Source organism: Streptomyces roseoverticillatus (genome assembly GCF_000719265.1).
GTDB lineage: Bacteria > Actinomycetota > Actinomycetes > Streptomycetales > Streptomycetaceae > Streptomyces > Streptomyces roseoverticillatus.
Window position 1 is genome coordinate 45,112 of record NZ_JOFL01000018.1, and the last position, 25,580, is coordinate 70,691.

The window sequence follows — 25,580 nt, forward strand, 5'->3', positions numbered from 1 at the left end:
CCGGCCCGCGGAAGGATGCCCCGCAACGCTGAATCGCCACGACGGCGAGGGTGCGGCGGAATGCCCGGGCACCGCCGGTGGCGCGTCCGTCGTGGCGCGCCGGAGGCGGCTAGTCCCTGGTCCCCAGCAGCGGCCTCAGCTGCTTCGGGAGGTGCCGCTCGCACGCCTGCTGCGAGCTCTGGGTCAGGGCGTCGTCCACGCACGTGTAGTAGTCGCTGTAGACGATCTGGAAGACGAACGTCGCCGCCACGATGGCCAGGGCCAGCCCGCCCGTCACCAGTCCGCTCACCGCCGCCGTGGTCTGCGGCTTGAACGCGCCGGGCGTCGGAGTCGGGGGGCCCGCCGGGATGTCGGGGTCCGTGCGCTGGGGCCGGGGCTTGGCGCGGAGGGAGCTGACGCCCCAGTAGATCGAGAGGGCGCCGAGCAGCAGGGCGACGTACGGGATGCTGAAGAGGGCGAAGAAGAAGCCCCACATGCCCGCGAGGAGGGCGTAGCGGGCGCGCCGCTGGGCGGGGTCCGTGGGGTCCCAGCGCAGGCCGCCCCCGCCCGGACCGCCGCTTCCGCCCGGGCCGCCGCCGAAGCCGCCGTCGTGGCGGCCGGGCTGCCGGCTGCTCCACTGGCTGCCCCACGCCGGGGGCTGCTGCCCCTCCGGGCCCTCGGCGCCGCCGGGGCCTTCCGGTCCGTCGCCGCCCTCGCCGCCCTCGCCGCCCTCGCCGTTCCCCCGGCCCTGCGGCCGCTGCGGCTCGCGCGGCTGCCACGGCCGGTCGGGCTGTCCCTCGGGCGGCGGCGCGAAGGGGTTGTCCCGCTGCTCGTCCGGGGACGGGGAGGGGCGGTGAGCCGCGTCACGGCGTCGGTCCGGCATGTGGAGTGTGTCTTCCCCTTGTGTCGTCTACCGCACTCCGAACGTACGGCGTCGCGCCCGGATTCCGTGCATGTGGCACCGCGCTTTCCGGGCACTGCTTCCAGACGCTACCTTCCGCGGCCGCCCCCGTCCCGCGGGGGCCGTTCGGTGTGCCGGTATCGTTGCTGGCGGTCGGCGGGTTCGTAGAGTCCCCCGTATTTCGCGGCACCCTCGTCTCGTACGACCATACAAACCGTACGGCGCTGTCCACCGTACGACCATCAATACGGCCGTCACACCGCTCCCGCCCGCGAGAAAGGGCCCCATCGTGGCCTCCCCGCCTCCCGCGCCCCCCGCCCGCCTCGTCGTCCTCGTCTCAGGCTCCGGTACCAACCTGCAGGCCCTGCTCGACGCGATCGCCGCCGACCCCGAGGGCTACGGCGCGCGGGTCGTGGCCGTGGGCGCCGACCGGGACGGCATCGCCGGCCTGGAGCGCGCCGAGCGCGCCGGGATCCCCACGTTCGTCTGCCGGGTGAAGGACCACCCCTCGCGCGAGGCCTGGGACCGCGCGCTGACCGAGGCCACGGCGGCGTACGAGCCGGACCTCGTGGTCTCGGCCGGCTTTATGAAGATCGTGGGGAAGGAATTCCTCGCGCACTACGGCGGGCGCATCGTCAACACGCACCCCGCCCTGCTGCCCAGCTTCCCCGGCGCCCACGGCGTGCGCGACGCGCTCGCGTACGGCGTGAAGGTGACCGGGTGCACCGTCCACTTCGTCGACGACGGCGTCGACACCGGCCCGATCATCGCCCAGGGCGTGGTCGAGGTCGTGGAAGAGGACACCGAGGAAGGCGAATCAGCGCTGCACGAGCGCATCAAGGAAGTCGAGCGCGAGCTGCTCGTCGATGTCGTGGGGCGTCTGGCCCGCAACGGCTACCGCATAGAGGGACGAAAGGTAAGGATCCCGTGACCGCCGAAGGTATGAAGCGGCCCATCCGCCGGGCGCTGGTCAGCGTCTACGACAAGACCGGGCTGGAGGAGCTGGCCCGTGGTCTGCACGAGGCCGGTGTCGAGCTCGTCTCCACCGGCTCCACGGCCGCCCGGATCGCCGCGGCCGGCGTCCCCGTCACCAAGGTCGAGGAGCTGACCGGCTTCCCCGAGTGCCTGGACGGCCGCGTCAAGACGCTGCACCCGCGCGTCCACGCCGGCATCCTCGCCGACCAGCGCCTCGACGCGCACCGCGAGCAGCTCACCGAGCTGGGCGTCGAGCCCTTCGAGCTGGTCGTCGTCAACCTCTACCCCTTCAAGGAGACGGTCGCCTCCGGCGCCTCTCCCGACGAGTGCGTCGAGCAGATCGACATCGGCGGCCCCTCCATGGTCCGCGCCGCCGCCAAGAACCACCCCTCCGTGGCCGTCGTCGTCAGCCCCGGCCGCTACCAGGACGTCCTCAAGGCCGTCGCCGACGGCGGCTTCGGCCTCGCGCAGCGCAAGCGCCTGGCCGCCGAGGCGTTCCAGCACACCGCCGCGTACGACGTGGCCGTCGCGAACTGGTTCGCCGAGGGCTACGGTGCCGACGAGGGCCCCTGGCCGGACTTCATCGGCGTCTCCTACGAGCGCAAGCAGGTCCTGCGCTACGGCGAGAACCCCCACCAGTCCGCCGCCCTCTACACCGACGGCACGGGCAAGGGCCTCGCGCACGCCGAGCAGCTGCACGGCAAGGAGATGTCCTACAACAACTACGTGGACACCGAGGCGGCCCGCCGCGCGGCGTACGACCACACCGACCCCTGCGTCGCGATCATCAAGCACGCCAACCCGTGCGGCATCGCGACCGGTTCGGACGTCGCCGAGGCCCACCGCAAGGCCCACGCCTGCGACTCGCTCTCCGCCTTCGGCGGCGTCATCGCCGTCAACCGGCCCGTGTCGGCCGCCATGGCCGAGCAGGTCGCCGAGATCTTCACCGAGGTCATCGTCGCCCCGGCCTACGAGGACGGCGCCGTCGAGGTGCTGGCCCGCAAGAAGAACATCCGCGTGCTGCGCTGCGCCGACGCGCCCGCGGCGCACGGCGAGACCCGGCCCGTCGAGGGCGGCGTCCTCGTCCAGGCCAAGGACCGCCTCCAGGCCGAGGGCGACGACCCGGCCAACTGGACGCTCGCCACGGGCGAGGCGCTCTCCGCCGCCGAGCTCGCCGAGCTGGCCTTCGCCTGGCGCGCCTGCCGCGCCGTGAAGTCCAACGCCATCCTGCTCGCCAAGGACGGCGCGACCGTCGGCGTCGGCATGGGCCAGGTCAACCGCGTCGACTCCGCGAAGCTCGCGGTGCAGCGGGCGGGCGAGGAGCGGGCGCGCGGCTCGTACGCCGCCTCCGACGCGTTCTTCCCCTTCCCGGACGGGCTGGAGGTCCTGACGGCCGCCGGCGTCAAGGCCGTGGTGCAGCCGGGCGGTTCGGTCCGCGACGAGCAGGTCGTGGAGGCCGCGAAGGCAGCGGGCGTGACGATGTACTTCACGGGTACGCGGCACTTCTTCCACTGAGATACGGGCGGAGGCCCGCATCCCTCGTCAGCGGGGGATACGGGCCTCCGGGTCCGTCGGCCGCGGCTCAGTAGCGCGGACGGCGGAACCACTCGTTCGAAGCCTGCTTGGCCGCGAAGACGATCACCAGGATCGACAGGATCAGACCGATGAGGCCGATGCCGTAGAAGACGATGCAGACCAGGCCGCTGATGATGCCGAACGCCGCGTAGACGATCGAACCGACGCGGACGCCATTGCCACCCTTGGCGTAACGCACCGCGAGAATGATGCCGAGGATCGCAAAGATCACGGCCAGCGCGGCCAGGAACGCGAAAACGCCCTTTCCGGCGTCGAAGACCGTGTCGGCGTCCACCGTGTCACCCTGAGCGGTGGTGACCGTGCCGCCTCCGTGGGTCTTCTTCGCGTCACCGATCGCGGCGACGGCGGCGGCGCACAGGCCCGCCACGATCACGTGCACCGCGGCGATCGCGTACAGCATGATGCGGGCCGCCTTGGTGACGCCCGGCATCACCTGCGGGCCCTGCGGCGCACCGGCGTAGTCGCCCTGCCCCTGCGGGTAGGCGGCGTAGGGCTGGCCGGGCTGGGCGCCCTGGGGCTGCTGCGGATAGCCGTAACCGGGCGCCTGCTGGGGCGCGCCGTACGGGTTGTTCTGATCGCCGAAGCTCATGGCTGGCTATTTCCTCCGTTGCTGTCGTGCGGGGACGGCGCGGGCATTCGGAGGAGAGTTGTGTCGGCGGCTCGCCCCCGGTTTTCGCCCGCGGCACGCGGATCATCGTTATCGGGGCTGTGACTTTTGTCCAGCCGATACCCCTATCGGCGGGGCTGCAGGGGCTCCCGTGAATAACCGGTGCGAATTCGTCACCAACCGCGGGCCGCCCTGATTGGAACCATGGCCACCCCATCCGGGAGGATGGCGTCATGACCGCCCAGATTCTCGATGGCAAGGCCACGGCAGCAGCGATCAAGTCCGAACTCACGGCGCGCGTGGAGGCGCTGAAGGCCCGCGGCGTCCAGCCCGGTCTCGGCACCCTCCTCGTCGGCGACGACCCCGGCAGCAAGTGGTACGTGGCGGGCAAGCACCGCGACTGTGCCGAGGTCGGCATCGCGTCGATCCAGCGCGAACTGCCGGACACGGCCACGCAGGAGGAGATCGAGGCGGTCGTCCGCGAGCTCAACGACAACCCCGAGTGCACCGGTTACATCGTCCAACTCCCCCTCCCCAAGGGCATCGACACCAACCGCGTCCTGGAGCTGATGGACCCGGCCAAGGACGCCGACGGCCTGCACCCGATGAGCCTGGGCCGCCTGGTGCTGGGCGAGCCCGGCCCGCTGCCCTGCACCCCCAACGGCATCATCGAGCTGCTGCGCCGCCATGACGTGGAGCTGAACGGCGCGCACGTGGTCGTCGTCGGCCGCGGCATCACCGTCGGCCGCTCGATCGGCCTGCTGCTGACCCGCCGGACCGAGAACGCCACGGTCACCCTCTGCCACACCGGCACCCGTGACCTCTCCGCGCAGCTGCGCCAGGCCGACATCATCGTCGCCGCGGCGGGCGTGGGTCACCTGATCAAGCCGGAGGACGTCAAGCCCGGCGCGGCCGTGCTGGACGTCGGCGTCAGCCGCGACGGCGAGGGCAAGATCATGGGCGATGTGGACCCGGCGGTCGCCAAGGTCGCCGGCTGGGTCTCCCCGAACCCGGGCGGCGTCGGCCCGATGACCCGGGCCCTGCTGCTGGTCAACGTGGTGGAGGCCGCGGAGCGGGGTGCCGGCGGCGGCAATGCGGGCTGAGCCGGCGGGGCCTGCCGGGCCGGAGGGACCGCGTGGGACGGCCGGGTCCCACGGGCCGACCGGATCGGCCGGGGCCGGCGGGTCGGCCGGCGCGAACGGGGCCGCCGGGACCGGCGAGCCCCGGCGAGAGCCCGGTGCCGGCAGAGGCCGCCGCTTCCAGCTCACGCGGGACACCGCCCGCCCCGAGGGCGGCGGGCGCGCCGCCCCCGGGGACGCCCCGGCGCCGGCGCGCCAGTGGCCGCTGCTCGCGGTCATGGGCGTGACCGGGCTCGGGCTGCTGATCGTCGCCTTCGACGCGTTCCGGGTCGGGACGCTGCTGATCGGGCTGGCGATGATCGGCGGCGCGGTGCTGCGCTGGGCCCTGCCGTCCGTGGGCATGCTGGCCGTGCGCTCCCGCTTCACGGACATGATCACGTACGGCGGGCTGGGGGCGGCGATCCTGCTGCTGTCCCTGATGGCGCAGCCGCACCCGTGGCTGAAGGTGCCCTTCCTGGAGGACATCCTCCACTTCACGGTTTAGTTTGTTTGCCCGGCTTTGCCGGATTTCGAGTAGCTTGATGACGAGGTGATCCCTTTCCTGCCCCCACGGGCGGGGAAGGGCCGGTGCTGCCCGCGAGAGGGACGGTCCCCGTCATGGCCAAGATCAAGGTAGTCGGCCCGGTCGTCGAGCTCGACGGCGACGAGATGACCCGGATCATCTGGCGGTTCATCAAGGACCGGCTGATCCTGCCCCACCTCGACATCGACCTGAAGTACTTCGACCTGGGCATCGAGCACCGCGACGCCACCGGCGACCAGGTGACCGTCGACGCCGCGCACGCCATCCTGGAGCAGGGCGTCGGCGTGAAGTGCGCGACGATCACGCCGGACGAGGCGCGGGTCGAGGAGTTCGGCCTCAAGGCGATGTACCCCTCGCCCAACGGCACCATCCGCAACATCCTCGGCGGCGTGATCTTCCGCGAGCCGATCATCATGGGGAACGTTCCCCGGCTCGTCCCCGGCTGGACGAAGCCCATCGTCGTCGGCCGTCACGCCTTCGGCGACCAGTACCGCGCGACCGACCTGAAGGTCCCCGGCGCGGGCACGCTCACCATGACCTTCACCCCGGCGGACGGCTCGGAACCCGTCGAGCTGGAGGTCTTCGCCTTCCCGGGCCCCGGGGTCGCCCTGTCGATGTACAACCTGGACGCGTCGATCCGCGACTTCGCGCGCGCCTCGTTCCGCTACGGCCTGGACCGCGGCTACCCGGTCTACATGTCCACCAAGAACACGATCCTGAAGAAATACGACGGCCGGTTCAAAGACCTCTTCCAGGAGGTCTTCGACACCGAGTTCAGACCGGAGTTCGACCGGGCCGGACTGACGTACGAACACCGGCTCATCGACGACATGGTCGCGTCCGCGCTGAAGTGGCCCGGCGGCTACGTGTGGGCCTGCAAGAACTACGACGGCGACGTCCAGTCCGACATGGTCGCCCAGGGCTTCGGCTCGCTCGGCCTGATGGCCTCGGTCCTCATGACGCCCGACGGCCGCACGCTGGAGGCCGAGGCCGCGCACGGCACCGTCACCCGCCACTACCGCCGCCACCAGCAGGGCAAGGAGACCTCCACCAACCCGATCGCCTCGGTCTTCGCCTGGACCCGGGCCCTGGCCCACCGCGGCAGGCTGGACGGCACGCCCGAGGTCACCGCCTTCGCGGAACAGCTGGAGCGGGTGTGCGTCGAGACGGTCGAGGACGGGCGGATGACCAAGGACCTGGCGCTGCTCGTCGGCGCGGACACCCCCTGGCTGACGACCGAGGAGTTCCTCGCGGCCCTCGACGCGAACCTGCGGCGGAAGCTGGTGCCCGCGGCCGTCGTGTGAGCGGCCGCGGTGACCGGTCCTCCACCCCCGTGGGGGGACCGGCCACCGCCCGGATAAGAGGATCTTGAACCGGTGTTCCGGTTTCAAGATCTTCAAGCCTGCTGTGGCCGGGAGGTGACGGATCCGCGACGAGTTCGCCGTCGCGTATCAGTTGTGCAGCAGATGTGACAAGAGCGCATGCCGGGGCCTCCGATTAACCCAAATGCCACGATGCGCCCCGCCCGTGGGAACTGTCATGCTGGATTGCGGCATCCCCCTGGGTAGCCAGCACCGGGGCTGCGGATGGGGCGCCGCGCCACGGCATGTCGACACATCGGTACGTCAGCACATCGGTACGTCAGCAGGTCAGTACGTCAGCAGGTCAGTACGTCACGGCAGGGGTTACGGAACGGGAGACACCCGTACGTATCGGGGGACAGGGGAGTGCAATGCCTCGTTGGAGGGCGCTACCGGAGGAACTCGACCCGGAAGTGCGCGAATTCACCGAACAGCTGCGCAGACTCGTGGAGCGCAGCGGGCTGAGCATCGGCGCCGTCGCGGACCGCACGGGATACAGCAAGACGTCGTGGGAGCGCTATCTCGGCGGGCGGCTGCTGCCGCCGCTGGGGGCCGCCGAGGCGCTCGCCGAAGCGACCGGGACCGACGTGGTCCACCTGAGCACGATGTGGGAGCTCGCCGAGCGGGCGTGGAGCCGGAGCGAACTGCGGCACGACTCCACCCTGGAGTCGTCGCAGATCGCCCGGGCGCGGGCCGCGCTGGGCGAGTTCGGCCCGCCGCAGGACGCGACGAAGGGGGCGGCGCAGGGCGCGGTGCAAGGCGCCGTGCAGGGCGCCGTACAGGCCTCCCGGGCCGAGGGGCAGCCGGGGGCGGTCATCTCGGAGCCGCTCTGCCACGAGGCGGCGCGGCGGGCGACGGCGGAGGAGAGCGCTTCGGGGGCCGCGGGGGGCGGCGCCTTCCCGGCCTCCTCCGCAGCCGCCGGCCCTTCCGCCCCCGCTGACCTTTCCGGGCCCTCCGGCGCGGCCCCGCGGCCGCAGGCCGTCCCGCGGGCGGCGCAGCCGCCGGACTACCGCGCGAACGCCATCCCGGCCGGCGGCCCCGCGCCGCGCCGCCGCGCGGCCCTCTTCGTCACCGGCGTCGTGGGGGCCCTGCTCGTCATCGCGGCGGCCGTCCTGCTGCTGGGCGTGGGCAGCGGCACGGACAACGGGTCCGGCCCCGTGGCACCGCCCGTCTCGCCCTCCGCGGTCCTGCCCGCCGGGGTGAAGTGCACGGGCGCGCAGTGCGGCGGCAAGGACCCCGAGGCCATGGGGTGCGGCGGCGGCAGGGCGACGACCGCCGGCTCCGCGACCGTCGGCACGTCGTACGTCGAGGTCCGCTACAGCCAGGTGTGCGGCGCGGCCTGGGCGCGGATAACGCAGGCCGTCCCGGGCGACGCCGTCCGGATAGACGCGGCCGCGGACGGCGGCGCGCCCGCCCGTACGGAGTCCGGCAAGGTCGTGCGCGACGCCGACGGCTACACGCCGATGGTGGCGGTGTCGGGACCGGGCAAGGCGAAGGCCTGCGCGACGCTGACGACGGGGGCGAAGGGCTGCACGGCCCCTCGCGGCGCGCCGTCGGGGGGTTCGCCCTCGGTGAGCTAGGGCCGGGACCGGCCCGGCCCGCGCGGCCGGTGATACGCCGGACAGGGTCCGGGGACGCCACGGTGAGGCGTCCCACACCGGGCCGGGGGTTCGGAGCGTGCCGGGTCGGATAGCCTGACGCCGGATCTCTTGATACCGAGAGAGATCCGAACATCATGGGCAGGGACACCCACCCCAGTTCGCAGCAGGAGATCGCCATGACCCGCACTCCCGTCAATGTCACCGTCACCGGTGCAGCCGGCCAGATCGGCTACGCGCTGCTCTTCCGCATCGCCTCCGGTCAGCTCCTCGGCGCGGACGTGCCGGTCAAGCTGCGCCTGCTGGAGATCCCGCAGGGCCTGAAGGCCGCCGAGGGCACCGCCATGGAGCTCGACGACTGCGCCTTCCCGCTGCTGCGCGGCATCGACATCACCGACGACCCGAACGTCGCCTTCGCGGGTGCGAACGTCGCGCTGCTGGTCGGCGCCCGCCCGCGCACCAAGGGCATGGAGCGCGGTGACCTGCTGGAGGCCAACGGCGGCATCTTCAAGCCGCAGGGCAAGGCCATCAACGACCACGCCGCGGACGACATCAAGGTCCTCGTCGTCGGCAACCCGGCCAACACCAACGCCCTCATCGCCCAGGCCGCCGCGCCGGACGTCCCGGCCGAGCGCTTCACCGCGATGACCCGCCTGGACCACAACCGCGCGATCTCGCAGCTGGCGAAGAAGACGGGCGCCTCCGTCTCCGACATCAAGCGCCTGACGATCTGGGGCAACCACTCCGCGACCCAGTACCCGGACATCTTCCACGCGGAGGTGGCCGGCAAGAACGCCGCGGAGATCGTGAACGACGAGGCCTGGCTCGCCGACACCTTCATCCCGACCGTCGCCAAGCGCGGCGCGGCCATCATCGAGGCCCGCGGCGCGTCCTCGGCCGCCTCCGCCGCCAACGCCGCGATCGACCACGTCCACACCTGGGTCAACGGCACCGCCGAGGGCAACTGGACCTCCATGGGCATCCCGTCGGACGGCTCCTACGGCGTCCCGGAGGGCCTGATCTCCTCCTTCCCGGTCACCTGCAAGGACGGCAAGTACGAGATCGTCCAGGGCCTGGAGATCAACGACTTCTCCCGCACCCGCATCGACGCCTCGGTCCAGGAGCTGGTGGAGGAGCGCGACGCGGTCCGCGCCCTCGGCCTCATCTGATCCGCAACACCTTCGACGGGGGTGCCCCGGCAGCGACAGCTGCCGGGGCACCCCCGTTTTTTGCGCACAGGTGTGCCGCGATACGCCCGGACGAGGTCGATTTCCGGCCCGGCATTCGGGTGCAAGTAGGGGTTCGCAAGAAGCGGATTGGCTTATTGTGAGTTCTCCGACTATCCGTCAACTCCTGCCTCTTCGCAGGTGAGTTCGACGATCGGAGAGTTCATGACATTATCCCCGGGATCGGCAAGAACTGATCAGGCCAAGTCGTCCGGGCTTGGGAAAACGGCCGGTACCGACAGGTCTGTTCCGCGGCCCGACTCGCGCAGCGAAGCCACCCGCCTGTTGTGCGCGGGGACGTATCTCGACCTCGACTTCCGCCGGCGCGTCATCGAAGAGCTGGTGGAGCACGAGGAGCGGCCGATCGCGCCGTCGCTCGGCATCGACGTCGTGCCGGTGCTCACGCACGCGCTGCGGGCGCGGGCGCAGGACGTGCTGACGGCGGTGCTGCTGGCCTGCTTATGGGTCGCGTTCTTCGTCGTCGGGTTCGCGACCGACGTGGGCAACGACCCGCAGACGCAGTTCCCCTGGGCCGTCCTCTACGCCGCGGTGTGCGTGGCCCAGTGGATCGGGCAGGCGGCCGCCGGGCGGGGGAGCGCCGTCTACGCGGTCGACAACAAGACCCTGCGCGAAGCCGTCAAGGGGCGGACCTCGCTGCGAGCCCTGCGTGCGGTCGGCCCGCCCGTGCTGCAGATCGCCTACTGGGTGCTGACCCTGGTCGCCTTCTTCGAGGACATGGGCAGCTGGGTGGCCGTGCTCTTCCCGCTGCTCCTCGTCCTGCCCGTATGGATGCACCGCTCGCGCGTCGCCGCCGTCATGCGGCTGGAGCTCGGCCGGCAGGCCTTCGCCCACCAGCCCCGGGCGGTGCCGCGCTCGCGCCACCACAGCCGTATCGCCGCGACGATCGACCGTGAGCAGTACGCGGGGCTGACCATCTACGACCCCTCCCGCCCCTTCCTCGGCATGGGCCGCCCGCACGAGCCGTGGTCGCTCGTCCTGGAGCTCAAGCCCCGGGACGGCAGCAAGGGCGACGCCCGCCCACCGTTCACCGCCCGCGCCGTCGTGGACCTGATCCGGCCGCGTCTGGAGGCGCTGCGCGACTCCGCCGCCGCGACCAGCCGCGACCGGCTCAAGGACCTGGAGATCGAGGAGTTCGTCTACCTGCCGGTGGGCCCGCACCGGCCCGAGGTCCGCTACGACGACCCCGTCGTCCTGCAGCACCTGCACGAGGCCGTGGACGAGGGCGGCGAGGCGCGCCGCTACTTCCTGCGGGTCCGCGTGGGCGCGTGGGACGAGCAGGTCGTCGTCTCCGTGCTGGTCAGGGTGCACACCCAGGGCGGCATGCTGGTGCTGGAGGTCGTCCCGCACGTGCTCAAGCCGGTCAAGCCGGAGTTCCGTGCGGTCGACGTCATCGCGTCCCGCGGCGAGGACGACATCCTGCGCGACGGTGTCCGCGCCCTGCTGACCGCGCCCGCCGCCGGGTTCGCGTCCGCCGTCTCGGCGGCGCGTACGGCCGTCACGGGCTTCCGTACGTGGCTGGCGGACCCGCGCCGCGCGGTCCCCGACGGCCCGGCGGGCTCGGTGCGGGAGATCGCCGGAGTGGCCACCGTCTCGCTGTTCCAGGAGATGGACATCAGCCGCTACGTGAAGACGCTGCAGGACCGCATCGCGAGCGGCGTGCGGGACGCACTGCGCTCCCAGGGCTACGAGACCGACCAGTTCGAGCAGCAGATCGTGCAGGTCAGCGAGGGAGGCGTCTTCATCGGCTCGATGAGCGGCGGCGCCGTGGCCGCGGGCAGCGGCGCACAGGCGAAGAACACCACGAAGGACGGGGGATCATGACGGATCGCAAGGCAGGCAGCCATCACCAGGACGGCGGGAACGGCACCGGCGGCGGGATCGCCATCGGGCGGATGACCGGTGGCGCCGTCTCCGCAGGGGAGCGGGCGCAGGCCGAGAGCCGCACGGAGCGGCGGAGCGCCGGCCGGGACGCCGGAGCGAACGGCCGCTTAAGCAACGGGCCCGCGGAGGTGCCCGTGAACGTGCCCGTGAACGTGCCCGTGGACGTGCCGCGCGACGGCGGCATCGCCATCGGCGAGCTCTCCGGCGGCGCGGTCGCCGCGGGCCGGGAGGCGCGGGCCGCCGACGTCTCCCACGACCTGCTGGCCGTGACGCCCGAGCTGCTGGAGGCCGTCACGGCGCTGCGCGCGCAACTGCCCCTGCTCGTACGGTCCGAGGGCGACGGCGTCGACGCGGTCGGCGACGAACTCGCGGGCCTGGAGGCCGAGGCGCGCCGCACGGGCCGTACGCGGCGCGGCCGCCTGGTGCGGCTGCGGGCCCTGTTGAGCAGTGGAGCCACGGCCGTCGGCGGCCTGGCCTCGGCGGCGGCGGTCGCCGAGACGGCCGGCCGGCTGCTGACGTGAGGGGGCGAGGCGCATGAGCCGCTGGGACGCGGATCTCCAGCAGTGGGTGGAGGACGACCCGCCGCGGCGCGGACCGCACGCGGACGGCGCCCCGTACGACGCCGAGGAGCCCGAGGTCCACCTGCTCCCCGGGCCTCCGGACGGGCTGCCCGAAGGGCCGTCGCACGCGGCGATCCTGGCCGGCGCGCTGGCGGGGGTGGTCCTCGCGGGCGGCCTCGGCGTGGGCGCCTGGGCGATGCTGCGGGACGACGGCACGGACACGGGCGGGCACGGGGGCGCGTCACCGGGCCCCGGCGTGAGCGGCCTGCCGACGCCGGGCCCGTCGTACGACTACGGCACGACGTCCGGTGCGACCATGGGGACGACGGGCGCCACAGGCACGGGGACGACGGGCACTACGGGCACTACGGGCACCACAGGGACGACGGGTACTACAGGAACGACCACCGGCGGGTTCGGCGGTGGTTTCACCGCCGGCGGGAGCATCACCGGCCCCACCGCCGGCAGTGCCACCCCGAGCCCGCCGGTCACCCCCTTCCTGGGCACCGCGACCACCCCCAGCGGCTACGAGCGCACGCAGGACCCGTCCGGCTTCCGCGCCGACCTGCCGTCCGGCTGGGGGCGCAGCACGGAAGGCGACAGCGTCTTCTTCAGGCGGTCGGACGGCAAGAGCCTGATCCAGGTGTTCACCCTGAGCGGCCCGGAGCCGACGCCGTACGCGGCGCTGGAGGAGACCGAGGGGACGGTGTCCCGCAACACGGGCTACCGGAAGCTGTGGCTGACACAGGAGAGCACCCCCTCGGCCGGTGCCGCCGAGCTCGCGTACACCTACGTCCGGCCCGACGGGAGCGTGCGGCGCGTTGTCGACCGTGCGTTCACCGGTCCCGACGGCCGGCAGTACGCCCTGCTGGTGGCCGGGCCGGAGGACGAGTGGCCGCGTCACCAGGAGATCTTCCGTGTGCTGCTGGGCTCGTTCTGCCCTTCCGGCTACTGCGCGAGCGGCGACGCTCAGTGACCCGCGTCACTCTTTGTGAAGAATGAGGCATAGCTTTTCGCCTTTTGGTTAGGCGCGTCCCGTTGCCGCCCGAGCGCCCTGCCCGGCGGCAGCGGGACCGTCCAGGAACCGGAAGGCAGAAAGAACATGTCGTCAGCCGAGACCATCCACATCGACGGGGTGTGGCGTGCCGCCGCGTCCGGCGCCCAGCGGGAGGTGCTCGACCCCGCGGACGCCAAGACCCTCGCCGTGGTCTCCGAGGGCGGCGCCGACGACACGGACGCCGCCGTCGCCGCGGCCCGCCGCGCCTTCGACGGCGGGCAGGGCGCCTGGCCGCGGACGCCCGTGGCCGAGCGGGCGGCGCTGCTGCGCCGCGTCGCGGAGCTCCTGCAGCGCGACCGCGAGGAGATCGCGCTGACCGAGAGCCGGGACACCGGCAAGACCCTCGAAGAGGGCCGCATCGACGTCGACTGCGTCGCCGACGCCTTCCGCTACTTCGCCGACCTCGTCGTGGGCGAGGGCGCCGGCCGCGTCGTGGACGCGGGCTCGGACACCCTGCACAGCATTGTCGTCCACGAGCCGGTCGGCGTCTGCGCGCTGATCACCCCCTGGAACTACCCGCTGCTGCAGGCCAGCTGGAAGGTCGCCCCCGCGCTGGCGGCGGGCAACACCTTCGTCATCAAGCCCAGCGAGGTCACCCCGCTGTCCACCGTGCTGCTGATGAAGCTGCTGGTGGAGGCCGGTCTCCCGGACGGCGCCGGCAACCTCGTCACCGGCGCGGGCGACCCCGTGGGCGCCCGCCTGTCCGAGCACCCCGACGTCGACCTGGTGTCCTTCACCGGCGGCCTCACCTCGGGGGTCAAGGTGGCGCAGGCCGCCGCGCCCACCGTGAAGAAGGTGGCCCTCGAACTCGGCGGCAAGAACCCCAACGTGGTCTTCGCCGACGCCTGCGCGACCGACGAGGACTTCGACACGGCCGTCGACCAGGCACTCAACGCCGCGTTCATCCACAGCGGCCAGGTGTGCTCGGCCGGCTCCCGCCTCATCGTCGAGGAGTCCGTCCGCGACCGCTTCGTCACCGAACTCGCCCGCCGCGCCGAGAAGATCCGCCTCGGCCGGGGCACCGAGGACGGCGTGGAGTGCGGCCCGCTGGTCTCCGCGCAGCAGCTCGACAAGACCGAGGCGTACGTCGCCTCCGCCCTCGCCGAGGGCGCGACCCTGCGCTGCGGCGGCGCCCAGCCCGAGCCGAACGAGGTCCGCCCCGCGGGCGGTTACTTCTTCGCGCCGACGGTCCTCGACCACTGCCACCGCGCCATGAAGGTCGTCCGCGAGGAGACCTTCGGCCCGATCCTCACCGTCGAGACCTTCCGCACCGAGGACGAGGCCGTGGCCCTGGCCAACGACACCGAGTACGGCCTGGCCGGCGCCGTGTGGACCAAGGACGCGGGCCGCGCCCGCCGCGTCGCCGGCCGGCTGCGCCACGGCACCGTGTGGATCAACGACTTCCACCCCTACCTGCCGCAGGCGGAGTGGGGCGGCTTCGGAAAGTCCGGCACCGGCCGCGAGCTCGGCCCCGCGGGGCTGGCCGAATACCGAGAGGCGAAGCACATTTACCAGAACCTCGCGCCCGAGCCGGTGCGCTGGTTCGCAGGCTGATCCGGCCTCGTTCCGTAGGCGAAGAAACCGCACACGAAGAAACCGCAAGCGAACGGCGTGCGGGCGAAGAGCCCGCACGCGAAGAACACCGCAAGCGAACAACCCGTAAGCGAAGAACCTTCCTGCCCCCGAGGAGTACCCCCATGCCCCCCGCCCAGAAGATCACGGCCGACTACGTCGTCGTCGGTGGCGGCACCGCCGGTTCCGTCATCGCCTCCCGCCTCGCCGAGGACCCCGGGACCTCCGTCGTCGTCATCGAAGGCGGCCCGTCCGACATCGACCGCGAGGACGTGCTGACGCTGCGCAAGTGGCTCGGCCTGCTGGGCGGTGAGCTGGACTACGAGTACACGACCACCGAGCAGCCCCGCGGCAACTCGCACATCCTGCACAGCCGCGCCAAGGTGCTGGGCGGCTGCTCCTCGCACAACACCCTGATCTCCTTCAAGCCGCTGCCGTCCGACTGGGACGAGTGGGAGGCCGCGGGCGCCGCCGGCTGGGGCGCGAAGGACATGGACCCCTACTTCGGCAAGCTCCGCAACAACATCGTGCGGGTAGCGAAGAAGGACCAGAACGCCATCGCCTCCGACTGGATCGAGGCCGTCAAGACCGCCCTCGGCGTCCCCGAGGTCACCGGCTTCAACGACAAGCCCTTCGACGAGGGCGTCGGCTTCTTCGACCTCTCCTACCACCCGGAGAACAACAAGCGCTCCTCCGCCTCCGTCGCCTACCTCCACCCCCACATGGAGGCCGGCGACCGCCCCAACCTCCGCCTCATGCTGGAGACCTGGGCGCACAAGCTGGAGCTGGACGGCACCCGCGCCAAGGGCGTCCACGTCCGCACCAAGGACGGCGAGGAGATCTACGTCGAGGCCGTCCGCGAGGTGCTGGTGTGCGCGGGCGCCGTCGACACGCCCCGGCTGCTGATGCACTCCGGCATCGGCCCGAAGAAGGACCTCGAAGCGCTCGGCATACCCTGCGTGCTCGACCTGCCGGGCGTCGGCGAGAACCTCATCGACCACCCCGAGTCGGTCATCGTCTGGGAGACCGACGGGCCCATCCCGGGCAACTCCGCGATGGACTCCGACGCGGGCCTGTTCGTCAAGCGGGACCCGGAGCACCAGGGCCCGGACCTGATGTTCCACTTCTACCAGATCCCCTTCACGGACAACCCCGAGCGACTGGGCTACGAACGCCCCGAGCACGGCGTGTCCATGACCCCCAACATCCCCAAGTCCCGCGCCCGCGGCCGCCTCTACCTCACCTCCGCCGACCCCGAGGCCAAGCCCGCCCTCGACTTCCGCTACTTCGAGGACGAGCACGACTACGACGGCCGCACCCTCGTCGACGGCATCAAGCTCGCCCGCAAGGTCGCCGAGGCCGAGCCGTTCAAGAAGTGGCTCAAGCGCGAGGTCTTCCCCGGCCCGGACGTCACCGGCGACGCGGAGATCAGCGAGCTGGTCCGCAAGGCCGCGCACACCGTCTACCACCCCGCGGGCACCTGCCGCATGGGCGCCGCCGACGACGCCCTCGCCGTCGTCGACCCCGAGCTGCGCGTCCGCGGCCTGACCAACATCCGCATCGCGGACGCGTCCGTCTTCCCGACGATGCCCGCCGTGAACCCGATGATCGGAGTCCTGATGGTGGGGGAGAAGTGCGCGGAGATGCTTGTAGCAGGCCCCGGCACCGGGGGTGACCCCCGATGAACGGCAATGACGCCGGCACCGGCGCGCCCACCGACCGTACGCCCGAGCACACGCCGCAGGCCGCGGCCGACGCCCCGGCCGTCTTCAGCGTCCGCAACCTGTGGAAGGTCTTCGGGCCGAAGGCCGACCGCGTCCCCGGCAGCGAACACGCCGGGCTCTCCCCCGAGGAGCTGCGCGAGCAGACCGGCTGCACCGTCGCCGTCCGCGACGTCTCCTTCGACGTCCGCCAGGGCGAGGTCTTCGTCGTCATGGGCCTGTCCGGCTCCGGCAAGTCCACGCTCGTCCGCTGCCTGACCCGGCTCATCGAGCCGACCTCCGGCACCATCGCCATCGACGGCGAGGACGTGTGCGGCATGGACAAGGGCGCCCTGCGCGACCTGCGCCGCCACCGCGCGGCCATGGTCTTCCAGCACTTCGGGCTGCTCCCGCACCGCTCCGTCCTCGACAACGTCGCCTACGGCCTGGAGATCCAGGGCGTCGGCAAGGCCGAGCGCCGCGCCAAGGCGGCCGAGATGGTGGAGAAGGTCGGCCTCGCCGGCCTGGAGGACCGCCGCCCCGGCCAGCTCTCCGGCGGCCAGCAGCAGCGCGTGGGCCTCGCCCGCGCCCTCGCCGCCGACCCCGAAGTCCTCCTGTTCGACGAGCCGTTCAGCGCCCTCGACCCGCTCATCCGCCGCGACATGCAGGAAGAGGTCGTCCGCCTGCACCGCGACGAGGGCCGCACCATGGTCTTCATCACCCACGACCTGTCCGAGGCCCTGCGCCTCGGCGACCGGATCGCCCTCATGCGCGGCGGTAGCGTCGTGCAGTGCGGCACCCCCGAGGAGATCGTCGGCTCCCCGGCCGACGACTACGTGCGCGACTTCGTCCGGGACGTCCCGCGCGAACAGGTCCTCACCGTCCGGCGCGCCATGCGCCCCGCCGCCGCGGACGAATCGGAGACGGGCGAGACCCTCGACCCGACGACGACCGTCGCCGAAGCGATCGAGACGGTGGCCCGCACCGGCACCCTGGCCCGCGTCGTCGAGGGCGGCCGCTGCGTCGGCGTCGTCGACCACCGCAGCCTGCTGGGCGTGGTCGCGGGACTGGACTCCTCGCGGAGGGCAGTGGCATGACCGTGCAGCCCCTGACGGCCGTGAACGGCCGTCCGCAACCAGCACCGGACCCGCACCGGATTTCGTACCCGCGCCGGAGGCGGTCCGCATGAGCACAGCCACCACCCCCGCCCGCGCAGCCGCCGCCAGGGCGAAGAAGACCGAGCCGGAAGCCGCAGCCGGCGCGGCCGTGCTGAAGGCCCTGTGGGCCCGGCCCGCCGCCCGCAAGCTGCTCATCCTCGCCGCGGCCGCGGCCGTCCTCGTGCCCGTGGCCGCAGCCACCCACGGCAGCGGCACCTGGCCCTCCGCGTTCACCGTCGACCTGACCAAGCCCCTCACCGGGGCCAGCGACTGGATCATCGACAACCGCGACAGCCACTGGGCCTTCCTCTACTTCTTCGGGCACGTCAGCGGCGCGATCATCGGCGCCGTGCACGCCGTCTACACCGTCCTCCTGGCCCTCGGCTGGGCCGGTGTGACGGCGACGGCCGCGCTGCTCGCGTGGCGGGTCGCGGGCGCACGGGTCGCCGTCGTCGCCCTCGCCTCGTTCGCCGCCTGCGGGCTCCTCGGCATGTGGGTGCCCACGATGCGCACCCTCGCCCTGATGATCGTCGCGGTGGCGGTGTCCGTCGCCGTCGGCGCGCTCCTCGGCCTCGCCGCGGGCCTGTCGGACCGTACGTTCCGCGCGCTGCGCCCCGTACTCGACACCATGCAGGCGCTGCCCGCGTTCGCGTACCTGCTGCCCGTCGTCCTCGTCTTCGGCATCGGCGTGGCGCCCGCCGTCCTCGCGACCGTCGTCTACGCCGCCCCGCCCATGGCCCGGCTCACCGCGCTCGGCCTGCGCTCCACCGACCAGGGCGTCATGGAGGCTGTGGAGTCCCTCGGCGCGACCGGCCGGCAGCGCCTGCTGACGGCCCGGCTGCCGCTCGCCCGGCGCGAGCTGCTCCTGGGCGTCAACCAGACCATCATGATGGCCCTGTCCATGGCCGTCATCGCGTCCGTCATCGGCGCGGACGGCCTCGGAGACCGCGTCTACCAGGCCCTGTCCACGGTCGACGTGGGCAGCGCCCTGGCCGCCGGCATCCCGATCGTCCTGCTCGCGATCGTCCTGGACCGCACGACAGCGGGCGCGGCTTCGCCCCGCTCTTCCCGGACGACGGCCCGCACCCGGCGAGCGACCGCATGGGCTGCAGGCGTAGCCGTCGTGGCGGCAGCCGCCCTCACCGCGGGCGCGAAGCCCTGGCCCGACACCTGGACGGTGGCGATCGCCGCCCCCGTGAACACCGCCAAGGACTGGATGGTCGACCACCTCTACACGGGAATCCCCGGCATCGGCGGCACCGCCGACCTCGCCGCCCACTACACCGCCTGGGTCCTCGACCCCCTCCGCGACGGCCTCCAGGCCCTCCCCTGGTGGGGCGCCCTCCTCCTCGTGGCAGCCCTCGCCTGGCTCATCGGCACGTGGCGCACGGCCCTGACGGCAGTCCTCTCGCTCGCCGCGATCGGCGTGCTGGGCCGCTGGGAGCTGTCCATGGACACGCTCTCGCAGGTGGTGGCCGCCGTCGCCGTCACGCTCGTCCTCGGCTTCGCGATCGCCGTGCCCGCCGCGCGCAGCCCGCGCGTGGAGCGGCTGCTGCGCCCGGTCCTGGACGTCTTCCAGACCATGCCGCAGTTCGTGTACCTGATCCCCGTCGTGGCCCTGTTCGGCATCGGCCGGGCCCCGGCCGCCGCGGCCGCCGTCGTGTACGCGCTGCCCGCCGTCGTCCGCATCGCGAGCGAGGGCCTGCGCCGGGTGAACCCGGGCGCGATGGAGTCGGCCCGGTCGCTGGGCGCGACCAGCGGCCAGCAGCTGCGCCAGGTGCAGTTCCCGCTGGCGCGCCCGCAGTTGCTGCTCGCGGTCAACCAGGCCGTGGTGCTGGTGCTGTCCGTCGTCATCATCGGCGGTCTCGTGGGCGGCGGCGCGCTGGGCTACGAGGTCGTGTTCGGCCTCGCGCAGGGCGACCTGGCGACCGGTCTCACCGCGGGCGTGGCCATCGCCTGCCTGGGGCTGATGCTCGACCGGGTCACCCAGCCGACGAAGGGAGCGCGTGATGGCGCGTAAGACGATGATGGCGGCATCCGCCCTGTGCGTCCTGGCCGCCGCCGCCACGGCCACCGGCTGCGGCGCGGCCGACATGACCAAGCAGGCGTCCCCGTACGCGGACGCGGCGGGCACGAAGACCGTCACGCTGTCCGTGCAGTCCTGGGTGGGCGCGCGGGCCAACACGGCCGTCGCCAAGTACCTGCTGGAGCACGAGCTGGGCTACCGCGTCGACACCGTGCAGGTCGACGAGGTGCCCGCGTGGGACGCGCTCAGCCAGGGCCGCGTCGACGCGATCATGGAGGACTGGGGCCACCCGGAGCAGGAGAAGCGGTACGTCGAGGACAAGAAGACCATCGCCCCCGGCGGCGACCTCGGCGTCACCGGCCACATCGGCTGGTGGGTGCCCAAGTACTTCGCGGACGCCCACCCCGACGTCCTCGACTGGCGGAACCTCAACAAGTACGCCTCGCAGCTGCGCGGCCCGGAGAGCGGCGGCAAGGGCCAGCTCCTGGACGGCTCGCCGTCGTACGTCACGAACGACAAGGCGCTCGTCGCGAACCTCGGCCTGGACTACAAGGTCGTGTTCGCGGGCTCCGAGGCGGCGCAGATCACGCAGCTGCAGCAGTCCGCCAAGGAGAAGAAGCCGTTCCTGACGTACTGGTACGAGCCGCAGTGGCTGTTCAACGAGGTGCCGATGGTGGAGGTGAAGCTGCCCGAGTACACGCAGGAGTGCGCGGACAAGGGCACGAAGGACCCGTCCACCGTCAACTGCGCCTACCCCACCACGCCGCTGAAGAAGTTCCTCAACGCGGACTTCACGCGGAAGGGCGGCAAGGCGGCCCGGTTCCTGAAGAACTTCGCGTGGTCGAAGAAGGACCAGAACGCCGTGGCCCAGATGATCGCCGAGGACAAGCTGAGCGCGGACGAGGCGGCGAAGCGGTGGGTGAAGGAGAACCCGGACGTGTGGAAGAAGTGGCTGCCGTAGGCCGACCGGAGCCGGAGACGCAGTGAGCGCGAGCGGCGCCGTACCCCCGTGGACGGCGCCGCTTCCGCTTGTCCGGCTCGGGCCGCTCCGGCTCGGGCCGCTCGGGCTCAGACCGCGTACGCGCCCGGTCCCAGCCCCGTCGTCACGCCGATCCGGTTCCACGCGTTGATCGTGGTGATCATGGCGATGAGCTGGGCGAGCTCCTGCTGCGGGAAGTGCTTCGCGGCCCGCTCGTACACCTCGTCGGACACGCCGCCGGGCAGCAGGGTGACCGCCTCGGTCAGGGCGAGCGCCGCCTGCTCCTTCTCGGTGTAGAGGCCGGGAGCCTCGTGCCAGGCGTTGAGGAGGTAGATGCGCTCCTCGGACTCGCCGAGCTTGCGGGCGTCCTTGGTGTGCATGTCCAGGCAGAAGGCGCAGCGGTTGAGCTGCGAGGCGCGGATCTTGACCAGCTCGATGAGGGAGGTCTCCAGGCCCTTCCGGGCCGCCCGCTCCAGGCTCAGCATGGCCTTCCCGACCTCGGGGGCGACCTCGTGGAGCAGCATGCGGGGGGCGTGGTGGTGGCCGGTGACCTGTGCGTTCGTGTTCGTCATGGCTACGACACTAGGACGCGGGCAGCCCACGGGTATGGTCCATTCCCATGGAGAAATCATGGGCCACTCCGGAGGCCGTGCGGGAAGCGGACCCGGACGCCGGTGACGGCGCGGGCGCGGACTTCCACCTGGACCTGAGCGGGCCCGGCGGCGTACGGGCCTCCCTGATCCGCGCCCTGCGCGAGGCCGTCCGCAGCGGGCGGCTCGCGCCCGGCAGCAGGCTGCCGTCCTCCCGCACGCTCGCGGCCGACCTCGGCCTGGCCCGGAACACCGTCGCCGACGCGTACGGCGAACTCGTCGCCGAGGGCTGGCTGACCGCCCGCCAGGGCTCGGGCACCAGGGTGGCCCGGCGGGCGGCGGCGCGGGCGCCCGAGCGCCGGACGCCGCCCGTGCGGACGCCGCGGCGGGCCTCCTACGACCTGCGCCCCGGGACCGCCGACGTCTCCGCGTTCCCGCGCGCCGCGTGGCTCGCCGCGGCCCGCCGGGCGATGGCGGCCGCCCCGCACGAGGCGTTCGGGCGCGTAGACGAACGGGGCCGGCCCGAGCTGCGGACCGCCCTCGCGGGCTACCTGGCGCGGGCGCGCGGCGTGCACGCGGACCCGGAGCGGATCGTGGTGTGCGCGGGGTTCACGCAGGGCCTGGGGCTGGTGAGCCGGGTGCTGCGGGAGCGCGGGACGCGGGAGATGGGGGTGGAGGAGTACGGGCTGTGGTTCCACCGGGAGGCGCTGGAGCGGGCGGGGCTGCGGTGCCTGCCGATGCCGCTGGACCGGGAGGGCGCCGACGTCGGCGTGCTGGAGGGCGGCAAGGCGGGCGCGCGGTCGGTGCTCATCACCCCTGCGCACCAGTTCCCGACCGGCGTGCCCCTGCACCCCGACCGGCGCGCCGCGGTCGTCGACTGGGCGGCCCGCACCGGCGGGACGATCCTGGAGGACGACTACGACGGCGAGTTCCGCTACGACCGGCAGCCCGTGGGCTGCCTGCAGGGCCTCGCCCCGGAGCGCATCGTCTACTTCGGCACGGCGAGCAAGTCGCTGGCGCCGGGGCTGCGGCTCGCGTGGACGGTGCTGCCGGAGCACCTCGCCGGCGAGGTGCTGGCCCACAAGCAGGCGGGGGAGTGGAGCTCGGGGGCGCTGGAGCAGCTGACGCTCGCGGAGTTCCTCACGTCGGGGGCGTACGACCGGCACGTCCGCGCGATGCGGCTGCGGTACCGGCGGCGGCGCGACCGGCTCGTCGAGGTCCTCGCCGAACGCGCCCCGCACATCAAGGTCACCGGCATCGCGGCGGGCCTCCACGTCGTCCTCGAACTCCCGCCGGGCACCGAGTACCCGACTCTGCAGGCCGCGGCCTGGGAGGGCCTGGCCCTGGAGGGCCTCGCCCGCCTCCGCGCCACCCCGCCCGCGACGTCCGCCCCCACCCCCGACGGCCTCATCGTCGGTTACGGCACCCCGCCGGACCACGCGTTCCCGGGCGCCCTGGAGGCGCTGCTGAGGGTGCTGCCGCCGGCGGAGTGAGCGGGGCCACGTGCGCCGGCCGTTCACAGCTGGCTGGTGATCGTCGGGTCGGTGATCTCCTTGTCCCCGGCGAGCAGCACGGCCTTGCTGAGGATCACGGACAGCGTCCGGTCGCCCTCGAAGGGAAGGTGACCCGCGTCCGGGCCGCCGGTGCCCTTGGGGACGATGCACAGGTAGCGGTCGTGCGGGGCGATGAGGATGTTGCCCGAACCGAGGTGGATCTTGTACGGGTGGAGGTCGCCGCGGACGTGCAGGAAGCGGCCCTCGACCGTGCAGCGGTCGGCTATCGCGAGCCGCGGCACGAGCCGGGCGAGGAGGTCCCGGCGGGTCTCGGCGCTCTGGGACAGCTCGCCGAAGCCGTACGCGTTCCAGTAGTCCCGGAAGCGGCCCTCGGGTCCGCCGTCCTGCCACGCCGGGTCGTTGCCCAGGCTGGCCACGCCCACGAACAGGTCGACGTCGCGCAGGACTTCGCTCAGGACCAGGGCCGGTATCTCCGCGAGCGGTACCGGCTCGGCCGGCCGCCGGCTCCAGCCTAGGCGGTACTCGCCGGAGCCGGCGTGGGCCGTGTGCTGCGGCGCGTCGATCGGATAGAAGCGCACCTGGTCGGTGCCGAGCCACAGATAGCTGCCGCTGTCGGTGACGTGGGCGCCCGTCGTGTCCTCGACGCCGTCGACCCAGAACTCCGCGCGCAGCCCCCACTGCGGGAGTTCGCGCACGGCGGGCGGGTATTCGTCGTCCACACAGAGGCGCAGCTTGTGCCGCCAGCCCCGGGCGGCCGCAAGGGAGTTGAACTGGTGCTGGCGCAGCACGTGGGCGGCGAAGCGGTTGGAGTACACGCGGGTGGCGCGCTCGGCGTCCGTGAGCAGGTACACCTCGCGGTGGGCCTGCTTGAACGGCTGGGTGACGCCGTGGTGTTCGAGCCACTCGCGCCAGGCGAGGACCTCGGCGGGCTCCCGGTCCACCGGGTGCCACAGCTCGACCGGGGCGTCCGGGCCCGCCGTCACCCCGGCGCCGGCGAGGGTGCGCAGTCCGCCGTCGGCGAAGCCGCAGGCCTGCCCGTCGACGGTCCACAGGAGCCGGCGGGCGAGAGTGCCCACGAGGGGGTGGTCGAGGTAGCGCTCGCGCCAGGCGCCGTACGTCCACTGCCGGCGGGCGAGGAAGAGCCGGTCCAGCCGTTCGCTCTGGGCGCCGAGCATCTTCTCGATGTCCTTGGCCGCCGTCTTGAGCTCCTTGAGCTCGTCGGCGTGGTCCCGGCGGACGGCGGCGGGCGGACTCTTGACGGCCTTCCCGGTGGCGTTGCGCCAAGTGAGGACCGTCTTCGTGCCCTGGACGGCCAGTTCGGCCGCGCAGTCGCCGAGGGCGTGGGCGGCGCGGCCGACCCCGGTCAGCCCGTACGAGGGGACCGCCAGCTCCTCGATCTCGTCGCGGCTGAGCCCGAGCGCCTCGGCGCGGGCCGCGAGGGCGGTGTCGATCTGCTTGAGCGTGCCCTTGTAGGTGACGCGGGCGGCGAGCCGGGCCAGTTCGGCCAGGGACGCGTCGCCGTCGGTGCGGGAGAGGGCGAGCACGCAGGCGTTGGCCAGCTTGGGGCTGCGGGGGCCGACGCCGGGCACCTTGCGCAGCGCGTGGGTGACGAGGGTGCCCAAGGCGCGGGCGGTGTCGGGGTGGGGCTCCAGGAGCGACAGCATCCAGGCGAGGCCGCGCAGAGCGTCCACGTTGTACGGGTCGTACAGGGCATCGGCGTCGCCGTAGTGGCCCGGGACGTACGGGCGGGTGCGTGGCCGGGTGGCGAGCCCGAGCCAGGACAGGAGGCGCTGCCGCACGGCGCCGGGGTCCTCGCCGAGCCCGTCGAGGAGGGTGCGCGCGGCCCTGTCCCACCTGCCGGTGGGGCGGGCGCCGTGGGCGGTGAGGGCGTGGGCCAGCAGGCGCTCCCAGGGCCCGCCGCCGGGCCCGGCCACCTCGGTCATGGCCTGGTCGGCCCATGCCTCGCCGGGGTTGAGCAGCGGCTCCTTCATGGCGGCGATGGCCTTCCGGTACGGTCCGCCGACCCAGTACGGGTGGAGGAGGAGGGTGCGGCGCAGCGTCGCGACGGCGGGCCCGGGGAGGGGGTGCCCGGCGTCCACGGCGGCGGCCGCCGCGTCCCACATGGGGTTGTCGAAGTCGTAGGTCGTGTGCTGCCGCCCCAGCTCCTCGAACCAGGCGGCGGTTTCCGGCGCCGTCGTCATCAGCCACCCACCAGCGGGACGAGCTTGAGGAACGTGACCTCGGCGGCGGTCGCGAACTCCAGCTCCTCGTCCAGGTCGGTCACCTGCCGGTCACCGACGAGCACCAGGAAGCCGTTGCGCGCGAACGCGGCGAGCGCGCGCTCGTAGCACCGCTGGGGCTGCAGCCGCCCCGCCTCGCGCTTCCCCGGATCGTTGAGCAGGCGTTCCGCCGCAGTCGGCTGAACCAGCGCCGGAGCCGCCTTCGCGCGGCCCGCGTTGAACTCCGCCACCTCCACGAACACCCGACGCCGAATCACTTCACGTAGCGTCAGCCGCTCCTCGGCGACGTCGAGCGCCCACGCGTCGCGGCGCTCCCCCGATGTCGTCTCGTCGACGAGCCTCACCTTTGCCATGTCGCAGAGAGTAGGGGCGGCCACT

The 25,580-nt window shown here is 72.8% G+C and carries 21 protein-coding genes; 16 read left to right on the forward strand and 5 right to left on the reverse strand.

From position 1 onward, the window contains the following. Positions 1-109 precede the first annotated feature (109 nt). Positions 110-862, reverse strand: coding sequence for a hypothetical protein (locus IF61_RS0121895; RefSeq protein WP_030368191.1), 753 nt, complete (start codon positions 860-862; stop codon positions 110-112). Between the two features lie 307 nt (positions 863-1,169). Between IF61_RS0121895 and purN the strand changes: the two genes are divergently transcribed. Together purN and purH are read left to right on the forward strand one after the other, a co-directional pair. Beyond that, the gene (purN, locus tag IF61_RS0121900) at positions 1,170-1,811 is read left to right on the forward strand and encodes a phosphoribosylglycinamide formyltransferase (RefSeq protein WP_030368192.1); all 642 of its coding nucleotides are present in this window, start codon (positions 1,170-1,172) and stop codon (positions 1,809-1,811) included. Positions 1,812-1,822: 11 nt separating this feature from the next. Then, positions 1,823-3,370, forward strand: coding sequence for a bifunctional phosphoribosylaminoimidazolecarboxamide formyltransferase/IMP cyclohydrolase (gene purH / locus IF61_RS0121905; protein ID WP_052392914.1), 1,548 nt, complete (start codon positions 1,823-1,825; stop codon positions 3,368-3,370). Between the two features lie 67 nt (positions 3,371-3,437). Here purH and IF61_RS0121910 read toward each other — a convergent pair whose 3' ends face one another. Continuing rightward, complete coding sequence (locus IF61_RS0121910) at positions 3,438-4,040, reverse strand: hypothetical protein (RefSeq protein WP_030368194.1); 603 nt, start codon at positions 4,038-4,040, stop codon at positions 3,438-3,440. 251 nt (positions 4,041-4,291) lie between these two features. Here IF61_RS0121910 and IF61_RS0121915 point away from each other — a divergent pair, with 251 nt between their 5' ends. The 13 genes from IF61_RS0121915 (at position 4,292) to IF61_RS0121980 (ending at position 20,840) form a co-directional block, all read left to right on the forward strand. Next, the gene (locus tag IF61_RS0121915; RefSeq protein WP_030368195.1) at positions 4,292-5,161 is read left to right on the forward strand and encodes a bifunctional methylenetetrahydrofolate dehydrogenase/methenyltetrahydrofolate cyclohydrolase; all 870 of its coding nucleotides are present in this window, start codon (positions 4,292-4,294) and stop codon (positions 5,159-5,161) included. Between the two features lie 253 nt (positions 5,162-5,414). Then, entirely contained in the window at positions 5,415-5,681 is a 267-nt protein-coding gene (locus IF61_RS0121920; RefSeq protein ID WP_397945240.1) for a DUF3017 domain-containing protein, read from the forward strand. A 113-nt stretch (positions 5,682-5,794) separates the two neighbouring features. Next, positions 5,795-7,024, forward strand: a complete 1,230-nt coding sequence (locus tag IF61_RS0121925; protein WP_030368197.1) for an NADP-dependent isocitrate dehydrogenase — start codon at positions 5,795-5,797, stop codon at positions 7,022-7,024. A gap of 428 nt (positions 7,025-7,452) precedes the next feature. Then, positions 7,453-8,661: a helix-turn-helix domain-containing protein gene (locus IF61_RS0121930; RefSeq protein ID WP_030368198.1), complete on the forward strand. Its 1,209-nt coding sequence runs from the start codon at positions 7,453-7,455 to the stop codon at positions 8,659-8,661. 197 nt (positions 8,662-8,858) lie between these two features. After that, complete coding sequence (locus tag IF61_RS0121935; RefSeq protein ID WP_030368199.1) at positions 8,859-9,848, forward strand: malate dehydrogenase; 990 nt, start codon at positions 8,859-8,861, stop codon at positions 9,846-9,848. A gap of 342 nt (positions 9,849-10,190) precedes the next feature. Beyond that, positions 10,191-11,747, forward strand: a complete 1,557-nt coding sequence (locus tag IF61_RS0121940) for a hypothetical protein (RefSeq protein ID WP_245684576.1) — start codon at positions 10,191-10,193, stop codon at positions 11,745-11,747. After that, positions 11,744-12,328 (forward strand): hypothetical protein, encoded by a 585-nt coding sequence (locus IF61_RS0121945; protein ID WP_052392915.1) that lies wholly within the window; start codon positions 11,744-11,746, stop codon positions 12,326-12,328. The genes IF61_RS0121940 and IF61_RS0121945 overlap by 4 nt, the downstream gene beginning before the upstream one ends. A gap of 13 nt (positions 12,329-12,341) precedes the next feature. Continuing rightward, positions 12,342-13,343 carry a hypothetical protein gene (locus tag IF61_RS35955; protein ID WP_043190165.1) on the forward strand — a complete coding sequence of 334 codons (1,002 nt, stop codon included), beginning with the start codon at positions 12,342-12,344 and terminating at the stop codon, positions 13,341-13,343. Between the two features lie 126 nt (positions 13,344-13,469). Continuing rightward, a complete protein-coding gene (locus IF61_RS0121960; protein ID WP_030368203.1) occupies positions 13,470-14,978 on the forward strand; it encodes an aldehyde dehydrogenase family protein in 1,509 nt (502 codons plus the stop codon). 143 nt (positions 14,979-15,121) lie between these two features. After that, a complete protein-coding gene (locus IF61_RS0121965; RefSeq protein ID WP_030368204.1) occupies positions 15,122-16,681 on the forward strand; it encodes a GMC family oxidoreductase in 1,560 nt (519 codons plus the stop codon). Further along, positions 16,678-17,793, forward strand: a complete 1,116-nt coding sequence (locus IF61_RS0121970; RefSeq protein ID WP_030368205.1) for a quaternary amine ABC transporter ATP-binding protein — start codon at positions 16,678-16,680, stop codon at positions 17,791-17,793. The genes IF61_RS0121965 and IF61_RS0121970 overlap by 4 nt, the downstream gene beginning before the upstream one ends. A gap of 88 nt (positions 17,794-17,881) precedes the next feature. Beyond that, positions 17,882-19,873, forward strand: a complete 1,992-nt coding sequence (locus IF61_RS0121975) for an ABC transporter permease subunit (RefSeq protein ID WP_030368206.1) — start codon at positions 17,882-17,884, stop codon at positions 19,871-19,873. After that, positions 19,863-20,840 (forward strand): ABC transporter substrate-binding protein, encoded by a 978-nt coding sequence (locus IF61_RS0121980; protein WP_030368207.1) that lies wholly within the window; start codon positions 19,863-19,865, stop codon positions 20,838-20,840. Before IF61_RS0121975 ends, IF61_RS0121980 begins: the two co-directional genes overlap by 11 nt. A 107-nt stretch (positions 20,841-20,947) precedes the next feature. Here the strand turns inward: IF61_RS0121980 and IF61_RS0121985 are convergent, their stop codons facing one another. Then, entirely contained in the window at positions 20,948-21,430 is a 483-nt protein-coding gene (locus IF61_RS0121985; RefSeq protein ID WP_030368208.1) for a carboxymuconolactone decarboxylase family protein, read from the reverse strand. Positions 21,431-21,477: 47 nt separating this feature from the next. Here IF61_RS0121985 and pdxR point away from each other — a divergent pair, with 47 nt between their 5' ends. After that, positions 21,478-22,941, forward strand: a complete 1,464-nt coding sequence (gene pdxR / locus IF61_RS0121990; protein WP_030368209.1) for a MocR-like pyridoxine biosynthesis transcription factor PdxR — start codon at positions 21,478-21,480, stop codon at positions 22,939-22,941. 23 nt (positions 22,942-22,964) lie between these two features. Here pdxR and IF61_RS0121995 read toward each other — a convergent pair whose 3' ends face one another. Both IF61_RS0121995 and IF61_RS0122000 read right to left on the reverse strand, forming a co-directional pair. Beyond that, positions 22,965-25,163 carry a DUF4132 domain-containing protein gene (locus IF61_RS0121995; RefSeq protein ID WP_052392917.1) on the reverse strand — a complete coding sequence of 733 codons (2,199 nt, stop codon included), beginning with the start codon at positions 25,161-25,163 and terminating at the stop codon, positions 22,965-22,967. After that, a complete protein-coding gene (locus tag IF61_RS0122000) occupies positions 25,163-25,555 on the reverse strand; it encodes a hypothetical protein (RefSeq protein ID WP_030368211.1) in 393 nt (130 codons plus the stop codon). The genes IF61_RS0121995 and IF61_RS0122000 overlap by 1 nt, the downstream gene beginning before the upstream one ends. Positions 25,556-25,580 lie beyond the last annotated feature (25 nt).

What these genes read in the sequence shown, in the direction of transcription:
- IF61_RS0121945 (WP_052392915.1), top strand. Translation starts at nt 11,744, where the DNA reads ATGACGGATCGCAAGGCAGGCAGCCATCACCAGGACGGCGGGAACGGC.
- IF61_RS0121995 (WP_052392917.1), bottom strand. Translation starts at nt 25,163, where the DNA reads ATGACGACGGCGCCGGAAACCGCCGCCTGGTTCGAGGAGCTGGGGCGG.
- IF61_RS0121925 (WP_030368197.1), top strand. Translation starts at nt 5,795, where the DNA reads ATGGCCAAGATCAAGGTAGTCGGCCCGGTCGTCGAGCTCGACGGCGAC.
- IF61_RS0121960 (WP_030368203.1), top strand. Translation starts at nt 13,470, where the DNA reads ATGTCGTCAGCCGAGACCATCCACATCGACGGGGTGTGGCGTGCCGCC.
- IF61_RS0121920 (WP_397945240.1), top strand. Translation starts at nt 5,415, where the DNA reads ATGGGCGTGACCGGGCTCGGGCTGCTGATCGTCGCCTTCGACGCGTTC.
- IF61_RS0121915 (WP_030368195.1), top strand. Translation starts at nt 4,292, where the DNA reads ATGACCGCCCAGATTCTCGATGGCAAGGCCACGGCAGCAGCGATCAAG.
- IF61_RS0121975 (WP_030368206.1), top strand. Translation starts at nt 17,882, where the DNA reads ATGAGCACAGCCACCACCCCCGCCCGCGCAGCCGCCGCCAGGGCGAAG.
- IF61_RS0121985 (WP_030368208.1), bottom strand. Translation starts at nt 21,430, where the DNA reads ATGACGAACACGAACGCACAGGTCACCGGCCACCACCACGCCCCCCGC.
- IF61_RS0121895 (WP_030368191.1), bottom strand. Translation starts at nt 862, where the DNA reads ATGCCGGACCGACGCCGTGACGCGGCTCACCGCCCCTCCCCGTCCCCG.
- IF61_RS0121935 (WP_030368199.1), top strand. Translation starts at nt 8,859, where the DNA reads ATGACCCGCACTCCCGTCAATGTCACCGTCACCGGTGCAGCCGGCCAG.
- pdxR (WP_030368209.1), top strand. Translation starts at nt 21,478, where the DNA reads ATGGAGAAATCATGGGCCACTCCGGAGGCCGTGCGGGAAGCGGACCCG.
- IF61_RS0121910 (WP_030368194.1), bottom strand. Translation starts at nt 4,040, where the DNA reads ATGAGCTTCGGCGATCAGAACAACCCGTACGGCGCGCCCCAGCAGGCG.
- IF61_RS0121930 (WP_030368198.1), top strand. Translation starts at nt 7,453, where the DNA reads ATGCCTCGTTGGAGGGCGCTACCGGAGGAACTCGACCCGGAAGTGCGC.
- IF61_RS0121965 (WP_030368204.1), top strand. Translation starts at nt 15,122, where the DNA reads ATGCCCCCCGCCCAGAAGATCACGGCCGACTACGTCGTCGTCGGTGGC.
- IF61_RS0122000 (WP_030368211.1), bottom strand. Translation starts at nt 25,555, where the DNA reads ATGGCAAAGGTGAGGCTCGTCGACGAGACGACATCGGGGGAGCGCCGC.
- purH (WP_052392914.1), top strand. Translation starts at nt 1,823, where the DNA reads ATGAAGCGGCCCATCCGCCGGGCGCTGGTCAGCGTCTACGACAAGACC.
- IF61_RS0121970 (WP_030368205.1), top strand. Translation starts at nt 16,678, where the DNA reads ATGAACGGCAATGACGCCGGCACCGGCGCGCCCACCGACCGTACGCCC.
- IF61_RS35955 (WP_043190165.1), top strand. Translation starts at nt 12,342, where the DNA reads ATGAGCCGCTGGGACGCGGATCTCCAGCAGTGGGTGGAGGACGACCCG.
- IF61_RS0121980 (WP_030368207.1), top strand. Translation starts at nt 19,863, where the DNA reads ATGGCGCGTAAGACGATGATGGCGGCATCCGCCCTGTGCGTCCTGGCC.